6 protein-coding genes and 8 pseudogenes are annotated in these 15,131 nt (G+C 39.5%); all 14 read right to left on the reverse strand.

Going from position 1 to position 15,131, the window contains the following annotated elements; translation table 11 throughout:
• Nucleotides 1-154: 154 nt before the first annotated feature.
• Nucleotides 155-414 (reverse strand): annotated as a pseudogene (spoVS, locus tag ACEWFH_RS12590) (stage V sporulation protein SpoVS).
• Nucleotides 415-756: 342 nt separating this feature from the next.
• A complete protein-coding gene (gene rny / locus ACEWFH_RS12595; protein WP_328086778.1) occupies nt 757-2,322 on the reverse strand; it encodes a ribonuclease Y in 1,566 nt (521 codons plus the stop codon).
• 429 nt (nt 2,323-2,751) lie between these two features.
• A pseudogene (gene recA / locus ACEWFH_RS12600) lies at nt 2,752-3,797 on the reverse strand (recombinase RecA).
• A 126-nt stretch (nt 3,798-3,923) separates the two neighbouring features.
• A pseudogene (locus ACEWFH_RS12605) lies at nt 3,924-5,164 on the reverse strand (competence/damage-inducible protein A).
• Between the two features lie 147 nt (nt 5,165-5,311).
• Nucleotides 5,312-5,890, reverse strand: coding sequence for a CDP-diacylglycerol--glycerol-3-phosphate 3-phosphatidyltransferase (gene pgsA, locus ACEWFH_RS12610; protein WP_473724313.1), 579 nt, complete (start codon nt 5,888-5,890; stop codon nt 5,312-5,314).
• 209 nt (nt 5,891-6,099) lie between these two features.
• Nucleotides 6,100-6,801, reverse strand: a complete 702-nt coding sequence (locus ACEWFH_RS12615) for a helix-turn-helix domain-containing protein (protein ID WP_473724314.1) — start codon at nt 6,799-6,801, stop codon at nt 6,100-6,102.
• An 18-nt stretch (nt 6,802-6,819) separates the two neighbouring features.
• Nucleotides 6,820-7,595, reverse strand: a pseudogene (locus ACEWFH_RS12620) (DUF3388 domain-containing protein).
• Between the two features lie 131 nt (nt 7,596-7,726).
• Nucleotides 7,727-7,984: a DUF3243 domain-containing protein gene (locus ACEWFH_RS12625; RefSeq protein WP_066393818.1), complete on the reverse strand. Its 258-nt coding sequence runs from the start codon at nt 7,982-7,984 to the stop codon at nt 7,727-7,729.
• A 69-nt stretch (nt 7,985-8,053) separates the two neighbouring features.
• Nucleotides 8,054-8,721, reverse strand: a pseudogene (gene ymfI / locus ACEWFH_RS12630) (elongation factor P 5-aminopentanone reductase).
• Between the two features lie 115 nt (nt 8,722-8,836).
• Nucleotides 8,837-10,121: pseudogene (gene yfmH, locus ACEWFH_RS12635) on the reverse strand (EF-P 5-aminopentanol modification-associated protein YfmH).
• A gap of 15 nt (nt 10,122-10,136) precedes the next feature.
• Nucleotides 10,137-11,407: pseudogene (yfmF, locus tag ACEWFH_RS12640) on the reverse strand (EF-P 5-aminopentanol modification-associated protein YfmF).
• A 111-nt stretch (nt 11,408-11,518) separates the two neighbouring features.
• Nucleotides 11,519-12,484: an ABC transporter permease gene (locus ACEWFH_RS12645; protein WP_473724315.1), complete on the reverse strand. Its 966-nt coding sequence runs from the start codon at nt 12,482-12,484 to the stop codon at nt 11,519-11,521.
• Nucleotides 12,484-13,536 carry an ABC transporter permease gene (locus ACEWFH_RS12650; protein ID WP_473724316.1) on the reverse strand — a complete coding sequence of 351 codons (1,053 nt, stop codon included), beginning with the start codon at nt 13,534-13,536 and terminating at the stop codon, nt 12,484-12,486. Before ACEWFH_RS12650 ends, ACEWFH_RS12645 begins: the two co-directional genes overlap by 1 nt.
• A pseudogene (locus tag ACEWFH_RS12655) lies at nt 13,526-15,050 on the reverse strand (ABC transporter ATP-binding protein). The gene ACEWFH_RS12650 and the pseudogene ACEWFH_RS12655 overlap by 11 nt, the downstream one beginning before the upstream one ends.
• Nucleotides 15,051-15,131 lie beyond the last annotated feature (81 nt).

Below are 15,131 nucleotides of genomic sequence, written 5' to 3' on the forward strand. Positions count from 1 at the left end.
AAAAATTGAAAACACGCTTAAACAACATGAAACTACCTTATAAATTCGAGTAAAGTTGTCAGATTTCCTTCTATTATCTCACCTTGTATATTGAATTCTCATATAAACTAAAAACCTGTTTACTTATCTAGATAAGTAAACAGGTTTCATCTTGTTATCGCGGTTCAACTATCAATTTAATGGCCGTTCTTTCTTCCCCATCAATTAAGATATCTGTAAATGCTGGTATACAAATGAGGTCGACTCCGCTCGGTGCTACAAAACCTCGTGCGATAGCTACTGCTTTAACAGCTTGATTTAATGCACCTGCTCCGATTGCTTGATTTCAGCGCCTCCACGTTCCCGGAGAACACCAGCGAGTGCACCAGCTACAGAGTTGGGGTTGGATTTTGCTGAAACTTTTAATATTTCCATTGTTTTGAACCTCCTTCAGGATAGATACCTGTTCTACTATATTCATTGATTAAGGCTTGTATTCCTGCCGAAACAAATTTCCGTGCGGACTCTCTATCTCTCTATTTGTTTAAAGCAGCGCCCTATGAATAAACCCCGGTATACTTGTACCCTTAACAAACGACATTCAAACCATATTGTGGTTATTTCGGCAAAAAACAGTGACTTATCAGAGACTATCAAAATTTATCGGTAAAAATACGTTTTACCGGCATTTGGCTAAAATCTTATAATCGTTAAAAACTTCTTCGCTTATAAGCGACCATAATAAAAAGCGGTGGGAGACCCCACCGCTTTATCTGTTTATTTCGCGTATTCAACTGCTCTCGTTTCACGAATAACCGTAACTTTGATGTGTCCTGGATAATCCAATTCACTTTCAATCTTTTTCGTGATATCACGAGCAAGTCTGTATGATGCTACATCGTCAATCATGTCGGGTTTAACCATGATACGAATTTCGCGTCCTGCTTGAATGGCAAATGATTTTTCAACACCATCAAATGATTCTGAAATCTCTTCTAACTTTTCAAGTCTGCGAATATACGTTTCTAAAGTTTCTCGACGTGCTCCTGGTCTAGCGGCAGATAAAGCATCTGCTGCTGCAACAAGGGTTGCAATGATTGAAGTTGCTTCAGTGTCCCCGTGATGAGACGCTATACTGTTGATGACTACTGGATGTTCCTTGTACTTTGTAGCAAGTTCAACACCAATGTCAACGTGACTGCCTTCTACTTCATGGTCAATCGCTTTACCGATATCATGAAGCAAACCAGCTCGTCTTGCAAGATGAACGTCTTCTCCTACTTCTGCTGCCATTAATCCAGCTAAGTAGGCTACCTCTGTTGAGTGTTTCAATACGTTTTGACCGTAGCTTGTACGATACTTTAGACGTCCAAGAATCTTAATTAAATCTGGGTGAAGTCCGTGAACACCTACTTCAAAAGTAGTTTGTTCTCCAACTTCGCGGATGTACTCATCCACTTCTCTGCGTGATTTTTCAACCATCTCTTCAATTCGTGCAGGGTGAATTCTTCCATCCTGTACAAGCTTGTCCAATGCCATTCGCGCAATTTCACGGCGGATTGGATCGAAACCGGACAGAATTACGGCTTCCGGAGTATCATCAATAATCAAATCGATTCCAGTTAACGTTTCTAACGTCCTAATGTTTCGTCCTTCACGTCCAATAATTCTTCCCTTCATTTCATCGTTAGGAAGGTTTACTACAGAAACTGTAGTTTCTGCTACGTGATCGGCTGCGCAGCGTTGGATAGCTAGTGAAAGAATTTCTTTTGCTTTCTTGTCCGCTTCTTCTTTAGCGCGGTTCTCCATTTCTTTTACCATCATCGCCAACTCATGTGTCATCTCGTTCTCAGTTTCAGTCATGATAATTTGGCGGGCTTCATCCCTGGTAATACTGGAAATGCGCTCAAGCTCTCGCTGTTGTTCCTTCAGCAATTCCTCCACTTTGCTTTCAATCTCTTCAATTTGTCGCTGTTTTTTGGTGAGAGACTCCTCACGTCGTTCTAAAGATTCCTCTTTTTTGTCAAGAGTTTCACTTTTTCTGTCTAGGATCTCTTCTTTTTGAACCAATCGATGTTCTTGTTTTTGAAGCTCGTTTCGACGTTCGCGAATTTCGCGTTCAGCTTCGGTACGTAGCTTATGGATTTCATCTTTTGCTTCTAACAGCGCTTCTTTCTTGCTAGCGTCAGCATCGCGCTTTGCATCTTCAACAATTTGCGCAGCTGCTCGCTCTGCGCTTGAAATCTTCGCTTCAGCAATTGATTTCCTAACAAGATATCCGACAATAGCACCGACACCTAGTGAGACAAGCAAACTGGAGATGAATACTGCTAAACTTGGCATATTCCCACCTCCTCTTGCTTTCTGCTTTTCATACTGCATTTCTTGGCGTCAATCGTCTTACATGTGCTGTGCACCATTCATGTCGTACAAATTCTATACATATCTTTTAATTTCATAAGAAATCAAAATATATCTCCATTTTATAGGTGTGCCCAATGCTTGTCAAGAGAGTCAATCTTCTATAATAATAGGTTGACTTAAAAATAGCAAGGAGCATATTTTGCCTGTCATATTCGCTATTTTGGGAAGCTGTTTTCTTATTACTTGCTGCTTTTGAAAGTAGTTGATTACCGTTCCAGGTGCTTCGCTTTCCCACCTTCCACTCCATTCAACTGTCACATAAGAAAATATAAAGAGCTTAAAAAGAAACAAGAAAAGACTCATTAGAATAGAAAAAGACCGGTCGCATTTGACCAGTCTTCACTATTACTATTCTGATAGCTCAAACTCTTCTTCTAATGAAGGAGCTTCTGCTTCAACCGTCGCTTTACCTTCTAACTGATAATAGTTTCGAATCTCAGCAACAATCGCGGATGCAATCTCAGGGTTTTCTTTTAAGAATTGCTTAGAGTTCTCACGTCCTTGACCTAGACGTTCGCCTTCATAAGAATACCAAGCGCCGCTCTTTTGAACGATGTCGATATCTGAACCGATATCAAGAATCTCACCTTGGTACGAGATTCCTTCTCCATACATAATATCAACCTCAGCCGTTCTAAACGGAGGAGCAACTTTGTTTTTTACAACTTTAATCTTTGTTTTATTACCCACAACATCTTGACCTTGTTTCAGCTGTTCAGCACGGCGCACTTCTAAACGTACTGAGGAGTAGAATTTAAGTGCTCTTCCCCAGGAGTTGTTTCAGGGTTCCCGAACATTACGCCAACTTTTTCACGAATTTGGTTGATAAATACCGCGATCGTTTTGGACTTATTAATTGCACCAGAAAGTTTACGCAATGCTTGAGACATCAATCGAGCTTGAAGACCAACGTGAGAGTCTCCCATTTCTCCTTCGATCTCCGCTTTAGGAACAAGTGCTGCAACTGAGTCGATGATTAAAATGTCTACTGCGCCACTTCTTACAAGAGCTTCGGCAATTTCTAATGCTTGTTCTCCTGTATCAGGCTGAGACAATAATAGCTCATCAATATTTACACCTAGCTTTTGTGCATATTCAGGATCAAGCGCATGCTCAGCATCAATAAACGCAGCTTGTCCGCCGTTTCTCTGTACTTCTGCAATCGCATGAAGTGCTACTGTTGTTTTACCTGAAGATTCAGGTCCGTATACTTCGATAATTCTTCCGCGCGGATATCCGCCAATACCAAGTGCGATATCTAAGGCAATGGAGCCGCTGGAAACCGTTGAGATTCGCTGTTCAGTCTGTTCACCCAACTTCATAATGGAACCTTTACCGAACTGCTTTTCAATTTGGCGTAAAGCCATATCTAGAGCTGCTTTTCTATCGCTCATTCAATTCACTCCTCTAATTCATTTTACATGTATTTTTATTTCATTAATTCTGTTCTTTGCTACTTCTCTATCATATCTCTTTTTATTCAATTTGCCAATCATTTTACGAACATTTATTCGATTTTTTTATTGACCTTCTTTGATCAATCGATTTAAATAGCGGAATCCATGCTTAACCGCTCTTTCTCGGATTCCTTTTCTGGATCCTGCAAGCTTTAATGAATACGAATGCGTTTGATCTTTATGCGATATCGCGACAAACACTGTACCCGCCGGCTTATCTTCTTGCGCTTCTGGACCAGCGACACCAGTAAAACTGATACCAAAATCAGCACTTGTTTGTTTTCTGATTTCATCTGCCATCCATTCTGCACATTCTTTGCTAACAACACCATGATTTTCGATTAGTGCGTCTGGTACTTTAAGTATCGATTGCTTTAATGCTGTTGCATAAACAACGACTCCTCCGCGATAGACGGAAGACGCACCAGGAAAATCGGTGATGATCTTACTGAAGATTCCACCTGTCAAACTTTCTGCAGAAGCGACCGTTAAATGATGACTTTGAAGGAGGTTGAACGTTTGATTCTCTAAAGTTTCTTCATCATAGCCATAAAAATACAAACCTGTACGTGTTAGAATTTCTTGTTCTTTTAGATCTAGAAGTTTTTTTGCTTCAGATTCATCAGAATGCGAAGCCGTTAGACGAATAGTCACTTCATGCTCAGATGCTAAAGGCGCGATCGTCGGATTACTCTGTTTCTCAATCAAGTCTTGCAGCTTTGTTTCTAAAACAGATTCACCAATCCCGAAAAACCTTAAGACACGAGAATGTAATTTAGTCTTAACATCCATCTTAGAATGAAGATAAGGTATAACATAGTTGGTAAACATCGGTTTCATTTCACTCGGCGGACCAGGCAAAAGAATACACGTAACGTCTTCGTGTGTAAATGCCATACCTGGTGCCATCCCGTTGTCATTTGGAAGGACAGTAGCATCTTTAATGATTAACGCTTGCTTTTTATTGTTCGGCGTCATCTCCCTGTTGGTTTGCACAAAATAGTTGGTTATGTAAGTTAATGAGACCTCATCATGAACCAATTCTTTTGAAAAACATTCGCAATCGTTTCTTTTGTTAGATCATCTTTCGTAGGGCCGAGTCCACCGGTAAATATGAGCAGATTAGAACGGGATTTTGCTGTTTGAGTTACGGAAGTGAGGCGTTTCTGATTGTCCCCCGCCACCGTATGGTAAAAAACGTTCACACCAATATCAGCAAGTCCTTTGGAAATAAATTGAGCATTCGTATTTACGATCTGTCCTAATAAAAGTTCACTTCCAACTGCAATAATTTCTGCGTTCATCTCATACACTCTCCCTGATTGTAATCTGTAATTTCATGTGTTCCAAACAACAATATCTTTAAAAAAGCAGTATTTTGTTCAACTTATTAAACTTTTCATCAATACCGAATAAAAAAACAGGAGTATTTTGACTCCTGTTTTTTGTCATTACTTAGATTTTAATAAAATATGTTTGCTGTTCACGAAATACTCCCAGCCAGAGTAGAGAGTAATCAAAGTTGCTGCCCATAAGCTGATTGTTGCAAACGGCAATCCGATCCATGCAAACGGTAAATTATGAAGCAACAGAGCGGATATCGCAATAATTTGTATCCACATCTTCAATTTACCCATCTGACCTGCTGCAATTACCTCGCCCTCTGCAGAGGCGACAGCACGTATTCCTGTTACGGCGAATTCACGGCTGAGGATTACGATAACCATCCATGCAGGAGCAAACCCTAGTTCAACTAAACCAATTAGAGCAGCAGACACAAGAAGTTTATCTGCAAGAGGATCTAAAAATTTCCCTAAATTCGTTACTAAGTTGTATTTACGTGCATAGTAACCATCAACCCAGTCTGTACTAGATGCAAATATAAAGATCAGAGCAGCTACAAAATGAGTGACAGGCATTTTTTCTCCTGCTAACTCCCATGTACCCCAATCAAATCCGCCTAAAAGCACGATCATAAAAAGCGGGATTAAAAAAATTCTAGAAATAGTAATCTTATTTGGTAAATTCACTGCAATTCCTCCAAAATACGGTCAAAATCAATATGTGCAAGCTTACTGAACCTTTTTAATCACAATCTTTTGATGTACAAGGTCAGAAGGCGGTACAGGATAAGTGAAAGCTTCTCCATTTATCTTAATCGATGTGACATGAGATGCGCCAATATTTAGTGTTGCCTCATTAGCTGCCGATAGATCAAATGTTTCAGTCTGGCCTTTTTTCAGCTGATTATTGAAGTAGCTTTTTTCGTTTCATCTTGTATACCAACATAACTTGGACCTGTTGCAGCTAATTCAACGACTAATTGATCAGTACCACTTAATTCATAAGTTGTTACTTTACCGCTAGTTTCTAGTTTCGTTAACGTTTGTTTTTTAGGTTCTTCTTTTGGAGCAGGTTCTTCTTTTTCTTCATTTTTGATATCTTCTTTTTTCGGTTCTTCTTTTTTCTTAGGTTTGTCATCATCTTCATCTACTAAAACACCTGGAGCTTCATTACCGCTCTTAGCCTGATCATTCCCATCAGGGAGAAGAAACTTCCATACAATAAATAAGACAAACACGATTAATACACCTGCGAGAAGAATCGGGATAAGCCTCTTCAATAAAGAATGATCCTCTGCGATTCCCCCTCCAGCTCGATCTCTTTTTGAACGTGGTTCAAATTCCGTCGCTGGCTCTTTTGCGGATTTTGGTATCTCATGAGAGTATTCATCAAAAATCGTCTCGTAATGCAGTCCTACAGCTTCACAATAGTTTTTGATAAAGGCTCTTGCATAAAATGCCCCTGGAAGCACCTCATATTTCCCTTCTTCAATCGCTACTAAATATCGTTTTTGTATTTTAGTCGCTGTTTGAAGTTCTTCAAGGGACATTCCTTTTTCTTCACGTTTTTCTTTTAATAACTTACCGAGTTCTGTCAACCTTCCCACCCACTTACGTCATTCTAAATTTCCAAATCCTGTTTGATCTTGTTTCAGAGCTTCATATGTAATTTCTTCATCACGATGACTTTTCAGCTCGATGATATAGTCAAAATCATCAAGTGTATATTCCGTTTGCTGAACAAAAAGATCAGGATGCTCCACAACTTTCGCTGCAGGAAGTCTCATGATCTCTCGTATGAGCTGCCAATGCTTATCGTTCATGTTACGTGCTGAAACTGCACCATCAATAATAAAAACATGATCAGAGTCGTATTCGTCGTCTGCGAGCATACTTCTAACGGTTTGGCGCAATAAAGTTGACGAAATAAAGACCCATCTTTTATTGGCACATACACTCGATGCAACGATACTTTCTGTCTTTCCTACACGAGGCATGCCTCTTACGCCGATTAATTTATGTCCTTCAACTTTATATAATTCAGCTAAAAAGTCAACCAATATACCAAGCTCATCTCGAATAAAGCGAAACGTTTTTTGTCATCTGCATCGCGTTCGATATACCTGCCATGTCTAACTGCAAGCCTGTCACGAAGCTTCGGTTTGCGGAACTTGGTTACCGTAATGTTATCCATTGAATCTAATATCGATTTCAGTCGGTTAATCTTTTCTTCGTTATCGATGATCAGAAGCATTCCACGGCGCTCGTTATCCACACCATTAATCGTGATGATGTTTATTCCAAGCATACCCAATAAGGATGATATATCCCCAAGGAGACCCGGCCGGTTTTTATGTATCTCATACTCTAAATACCATTCTTGCTCTCCCATAATTCATCTCCTTATTCCTTCAAAATGAAACAAAATTCTACATTTATTCTTGTAACTAATAATAAATGATTTCAATTTATTATGAAAGCAAAATAAAAGGATGTTAAGAAAAATCTTAACATCCTTCACCATTAGCGGCTTCCGTCGTTTTGAACTAACTTAACCATCATGTTAGCAATGGCGTGTCTTTCGTTTTCATCGGCCACTTTCCAAAGATCGGCAAGAACTTTTTCTTCTTCATTTTTTGGTTCAACGTGGTTCGCTAAGTATCCACCGATTTCAGTTGCTAAGTTTGAGATCGTATCGTGGTTCATACCTTCGTGTTCCGCGTGGTTTAAACGTTCTGCCAAGAAATCTTTCCATTGACCAAAGTTGTCTAATACAGACATGTTGTCTCCTCCTTCAAGGTTGATACAGCATTAATATCTCTTAGTTTTAACCTTTTTATACATGCTTTTTTACGTATACCATGATCCATTTATCGATAGGATGTGACCAGATATGTAATCAGCTTTTTTGCTTACTAAAAACTCAACCGCGTGTGCAACTTCATCAGGCTCACCAAAGCGTCCTGCAGGTATATCTTCTGCAAGTTCACGTTTTTCTTCTTCTGAAAATTGATTCAGCATCGGAGTTGAAATGACTCCAGGTGAAACGCAATTCACTTGAATCTGACTAGGTGCTACTTCTTTAGAAAGTGCTTTTACAAACGCGTTTAGTCCACCCTTAGCAGCAGAATAGACTGTCTCACAACTAGCACCCACTTCACCCCAAACTGATGAGATCATGATGATCTTACCTGCTTTTTTTGGATCATTGAAGGAATTAGCGCTTTAGATAGTGATATCGCACTTAACAGATGGAGCTGCATCGTTTCAGCAATGGACCGTTCGGTAAAGTCAGTAAGCAGTCCATAATGTGAAGCACCACAGTTATAGACGAATACATCAATAGGGTCTTGAATTTGATTCAATAAGAATTGTGCGCCTTCTGGCTGTGACAAATCCGCAGAGACAATAGAAGCATGAATATTGTATTCGTTCATTAACTCATTCTTCAATTTTATGGCAGCTGGTTCATTTGAATGATAGTGTAAAAATAAATGATATCCTTGAGAGGCTAGCATTTGGCTGATTTTATTTCCAATAGCCCCAGTAGCTCCTGTAACAAGTGCATTTTTCAACGAAGATCCCTCATTGCTCTAAAAAACATCCTAAACAGCAGGATGTTTTTTAAAATTATTATGACTTCTTTTTTTGTACTTGGCAAACCGTTAACGCTTCTTTTTTAAAATGATTCTGAAGGACTTCTTCTACATCACTTACTTTTAACGATTCAAATACAGGTATCACATCAAATAAATCCATTTCATTAAAAGCGTAGCGAGTGAATTGATTTGCAATAAATTCAGGAGAGTTTAACGACCTTAAAAAGGCATCGATCTTCTTTTACGCGCACGCTCAAAAGAATCTTCTGCTACTGGCTGTTGCTTAAATGACTCTACCATGCCAGAAATCCTTTGAACGAATTCATCTGGAGACTGTGTATCTCCACCAAGCATACTGAAACCAAATCCGTTTTCTTCTGTGTAATCAAAAGAGAAAGTCTGATCGATCAACCCTTCCTCATACAAGGTTTCATAATTTGGTGAACTTTTTCCAAACATCATCTCTAGAAGAAGGTTTACACAGAGTTCATGACGCATGAGTTCTTTGCCTTTTCTGTTCGGTGATGCTTCCTTATAACCCATATAGCACTTTGGTGTTTGCACAGTCATCTCGATTACTTTTTCTCTTTGGCAACCGTTGCAGGTTCTTCGTCAAAGAATCTCTCAATAGGGGCTTTTTCTTTAAACGTTTTTTGTGATTGGTTGTTCTTTACAAAGTTTAGAATTTCTTCAGCGTTAACAGGTCCTACAATAAATAAAATCATGTTGCTTGGATGATAGAAAGTCTCATAGCATTCATAAAGATCATCCTTCGTAATCTTAGCGATTGATTTTTCAGTGCCTGCAATATCAATCTTAACAGGATGATGATGATACATGTTTTCGATCAGACCAAAATAAACACGCCAGTCAGGATTATCGTCATACATTCTGATTTCTTGACCGATGATCCCCTTTTCTTTCAACGGTTTTCTCTGTAAAATAAGGTTCTTGAACAAAATCGATCAACGTTGTTAAGTTCTTCTTTACGTCACCTGTAGTTGAAAAGAGGTAAGCTGTTCTGTTAAAGGTCGTAAAAGCATTTGCAGATGCGCCTTGCTTACTGAAGTCTTGAAATACATCTCCATGTTCTTTTCAAAAAGCTTGTGCTCAAGAAAATGGGCAATGCCATCTGGTACTTTTACGTCTTCATTCTTACCAAGCGGCTTAAAGTGATTATCTACCGATCCATAATGTGTAGTAAAGGTAGCATACGTTTTATTGAACCCTTTCTTTTCTAAAACATATACCTTTAATCCATTCTGAAGTTCTTCAAAATGAAGGGTTTCGTCTAACTGATCAAACGTTTTCATTCCCATTTGTGCTTGCTCCTTTCAAAAGAAAATGGTATCAAGTTTCACTTTTTCGGCTACTTTCACAACATCCTCTTTTGTTACACCTTTAATTCCTTCCATCCAATCTTCAATTGATCGATTCGTCCCTGCTACAACATTGTGGTACAGTACTTCAGACAAACCAATCGGGTGATCGATGGTTTCTAATACCTGATTGTTGATCATTGCTTTCGTTTGATCGAATTCAGCATCAGTTATGTTACCGTTCTTAATCTCTTCATGCTGTTCTTTAATGATCTTAACAGCCTTCTCATAGTTACCCGTTTCAATTCCGCTCATAACGAATACAGCCCCTTTATGGCTTTCAAACCGGGAAGCTGCATAGTACGCTTGAGACTTTCTTTTTCACGTACGTTCATAAATAGCTTGGAGTGTGAAAATCCTCCGAAAATCCCGTTAAACACTTGAAGAGCAAAATAGTCCGGATCACCATAAGTGGTATACGTACGGTAACCCATATGAAGTTTGCCTTGCTGCACATCTTGTTCTTCAAAGATTTCCTTTATATCAGAAATTCTTTTTTCGTCTTTTGATGCAGAAGTTTGCTCTCCTTTTTCATTCCGGTCTTTAGAAAAGCGGAAGTGCTTTTTCACTTTTTCCAGCATTTCATCTGTTGAAATGTCGCCTATAACATAAAGATCTACTTTATCGTTTTGTACAACTTCTGATAATAATCAAACAAATCTTTTGGTGTAATATCATCTACTTCATTCTCATTACCGTAAACATTTAAACGATAAGGTTCAGATTCATACATCTCTTCTAAAAAGACGTTTATTGGCATATCGCATCTTGTCATCATAGATCGATTCGATTTGCTGTTTAAGGCTTCGTTTTTCTTTCTTTACAATACCTTCTTTAAAAACCCCATTCTCTACTGCCGGAGCTAATAATACTTGTGACAATAAATGAAAAGCTTTATCTAAAACGGGTTCAGAATTAGATAAAAATTTCTCGTTGGCAACTTCCATTCGAATGCTGATTACTTGATTTTCACCTTTTTTCGACAGATCCGCATTAAGGGTAGCTCCATAAAGGTCGTCGAGAGCACTCCTAAGCTCTTTTGAAGATGGAAAATCTTTCGTACCGCTCTGCAATACATAAGCCAACAATGCCCTCTTTGTTACGTTCTTCTCATTGATGGCTTCTTTAATTTGAAGAATAAACGAAGTCGTCTTATACTTTTTTGTTTCAATCGTATGTACAGTCATACCATGAAGGTCTGTTTTTTTATGGTTAACTATTCCCATTGAATAAGTACCCCTTTCATTATAGCCTATATCCTAGTTTACCCATTTTCGATACGTGGCATGACATTCCTTCTTGTAAAAGAAAAAAAGTCCGCCTATCGGCGAACTTTTTTATTTATCTTTTCCTTTTTCGTAAGGAGTTCCAAGTGCTTTCGGAGCGTCAGCACGTCCAACAAGTCCAGCCAAAGCTAATATCGTAAGAACGTATGGCGCGATAAGCAAGAATACTTTCGGAATGTCTTGCAGACCTGGAATCTGTGCTCTAGAGATACTGATCGCTTGAGCGAGTCCGAAAAATAAAGCAGCGCCTAAAGCACCAAGCGGATGCCATTTACCAAAGATCATTGCTGCAAGAGCCATAAAACCTTGACCAGTGATCGTAGAGTGCGTGAAGTTACCTGAAATAGAAGCCACATAAACCGCTCCACCGAGTCCAGCAAGAGCTCCACTTAATAAAACCCCAACATAACGCATCTTTTTAACGTTGATTCCCATCGTATCTGCAGCCATCAGGTGTTCTCCTACAGAACGAAGACGAAGACCAAATGGTGTTTTGTAAAGAACATACCAAACGATTAAGGCTACAAATACTGCTAGATAAGAAGTCAGATAAGCATTTGAGAAGAACAGTTTTCCGATTACCGGAATATCCGACAAAAATGGAATATCACTTTTTGAGATACGTTCTGAAATAACAGGTGTTTGTCCTGCATTGAAGATCTTTTTCGTTAAAAAGATCGCTAGACCTGCAGCCAAAAAGTTAATCGCTACACCACTAACAACTTGGTCTGCTTTTAACGAGATACTTGCAACGGCGTGAATAGATGCAAATAATGCTCCCACAATCATAGCAACAACGAAACTAACCCATGGTGCTGCACCATTTAATCCAAACTGTTCTCCGTAATAGATCGTTACGGCTCCCGTAAAAGCACCAAAAAGCATAAGACCTTCTAGTCCGATATTTACAACTCCTGAACGTTCACTAAAAACGCCACCTAGAGCTGTAAAGATTAAAGGAGCAGCTGACACGATAGCAGCAGGTATGATTAGTGCTAGAATATCCATAAAACTCATCAGATCTTACCTCCTTTGTTCACACGGTTCATCAACCAATGAACAAGATAGCTGCACGCAACAAAGAAGATGATTAAAGCGATAACAATTCCCACAAGTTCAGTAGGAACCCCTGCCATAGCTTGCATATTCAGTGCACCAATCTTTAATCCGCCGAACAGTGCAGCACCTAAAATAACACCGATCGCACTGTTAGCACCAAGTAGAGCTACGGCAATCCCATCAAATCCTACTCCAGTAAATCCAGCATTGATCGTCATATATTGGTACGTACCGAGGCCTTCCATACTTCCTGCAATCCCTGCAAATGCTCCTGAGATCGCCATGGAAAGGACGATATTTTTTGAAACATTGATTCCAGCGTACTTTGATGCATGCTGGTTGAACCCTACAGCACGAAGCTCATAACCTAATGTTGTTCTCCATAATAAGAACCACATGATAACTGCTGCAACGATTGCTACGATAATTCCAAAGTGAAGTGTAGAATTATCAGTTAGCTCCTGCAAAAACGGTGACGCTAAAGAAGCAGATTCTTTTACATTCTCCGTACGCTCACCTGGAGCAAGCATAAAATTACGAATAATTTCATTCGTGCTATAAAGTGCGATATAGTTCATCATAATTGTTGTAATAACTTCATGAACTTTAAAACGTGCTTTTAAGATACCAGGAACAGATCCCCATAATGCACCAGCTACACCTGCTGCTAAAACAGCTAGTGGGATGTGAATGATTGCAGGTGCATCAACAAATACCCCTACATATACTGCTGCCAGCCAACCAACTAAAAGCTGACCTTCAACACCAATATTGAACAATCCTGTACGAAAGGCAAACGCTACAGCTAATCCAGATAGAATCAGAGGTGACATCTGTCTGATCGTTTCACCCATATAGTAGGAACCGCCAAAAATTCCTTCAAATAGAGCCGCATATGCTTCAATCGGTGGATATCCGCTGATCAGCATGATGATGCCACCGATAAGAAGTCCTAAAAATACAGAGATAAGAGGCACAAGAAACTTCATTTTGTTTGTATTATTCTGCATGAACGGCACCTCTCTTTCCTCCAGCCATCAATAGACCCAGTTCTTGTTCTGTTGTTTCTTTCGGGTTTACAATCGCAACGATCTTTCCTTCATACATAACAGCGATTCGGTCACTCACGTTGATAATTTCATCCAACTCGAATGAAACGAGGAGTACTGCTTTCCCATTATCTCTTTGTTCAATCAGTTTTGAATGGATAAACTCAATCGCTCCAACATCAAGACCACGTGTCGGCTGTGCTGCGATCAAAAAGTCCGATCCCGATCGACTTCTCTAGCGATGATCGCTTTTTGCTGATTACCACCAGATAGTGCACGTGCTGGCGTATATGCATCAGGTGTACGAACATCGTATTCTTCGATCAACTTTTTAGCTTTATCAAAGATCGGCTTAAAGTTCAATATGCCAGATTTAGAATATGGCTTTTGATAATAGGTTTGAAGAACCATGTTCTCTCCTACTGAAAAGTCCAATACAAGTCCATGTTTGTGTCTATCTTGCGGTATATGACTCAAACCGTTCTCTGTTACACTTCTAGGAGACTTATTCGTAATCTCTTTATCACGCAGATGTATCGATCCTTCGTGTACTTTATGAAGACCCGTTATCGCCTCTAATAGTTCAGATTGACCGTTTCCGTCAACTCCTGCGATTCCAACGATCTCACCTGCATGTACAGTCAGGTTTAATCCGTTTACAGCTGGTACTTTTCTGCTGTCATGAACCACAAGATCTTTGATCGTCAGTACTGCTTCTTTTGGTACGGCATCTATTTTCTCAACTTTAAAGTTTACCTCTCGACCAACCATCATCGCTGCCAAAGAATCCGGGTTAGAGTCGCTAACGTTTACCGTCCCTATGCCTCTTCCTCGTCTGATAACCGTACAGCGGTCACAAACTTCCATAATTTCTTTCAATTTATGGGTGATAAGAATTATAGATTTACCTTCGCTAACCAGCTTTTTCATAATTTGAATGAGCTCTACAATCTCTTGAGGCGTCAACACGGCTGTTGGCTCATCAAAAATAAGAATGTCCGCACCTCTATAAAGCGTTTTCAAAATTTCAACACGCTGCTGCATACCAACCGAGATATCTTCAATCTTCGCAAAAGGATCTACACGGAGTCCGTATTGATCAGAAAGTGCCTTCACTTCTTTAGCAGCAGTCTGTAGATCAACTTTTCCACCTTTTGTAGGTTCTTTTCCGAGAATGATATTTTCAGTAACAGTAAATTTATCAACGAGCATAAAGTGCTGATGAACCATCCCAATACCAAGCGAGTTGGCAATATTCGGATCATTGTTCACCACTTTATTTCCTTTTACATAGATCTCGCCTTGTTCTGGCTCGTATAGACCGAACAAAACGTTCATCAACGTTGACTTTCCTGCACCGTTCTCCCTAGAAGGGCATGAATTTCACCCTTTTTTACTTGAAGGGTAATGTCATCGTTCGCTACGATTCCGGGAAATTCTTTACGAATATTACGCATATCAATTACATATTCCATTCTTTACTCTCCCCTTATGTACATAAGGAAGGACTTGGCTTCTGCCAAGTCCTGGCCTAATATTAAGCTAGCTTCATAGAA

It is taken from the genome of Fictibacillus sp. EA-CB0309 (genome assembly GCF_055814265.1).

Bases quoted from the DNA above. Each gene is read 5' to 3' on its own strand.
- rny (WP_328086778.1), bottom strand. From the start codon at position 2,322: ATGCCAAGTTTAGCAGTATTCATCTCCAGTTTGCTTGTCTCACTAGGT.
- ACEWFH_RS12625 (WP_066393818.1), bottom strand. From the start codon at position 7,984: ATGTCTGTATTAGACAACTTTGGTCAATGGAAAGATTTCTTGGCAGAA.
- ACEWFH_RS12650 (WP_473724316.1), bottom strand. From the start codon at position 13,536: ATGCAGAATAATACAAACAAAATGAAGTTTCTTGTGCCTCTTATCTCT.
- ACEWFH_RS12645 (WP_473724315.1), bottom strand. From the start codon at position 12,484: ATGAGTTTTATGGATATTCTAGCACTAATCATACCTGCTGCTATCGTG.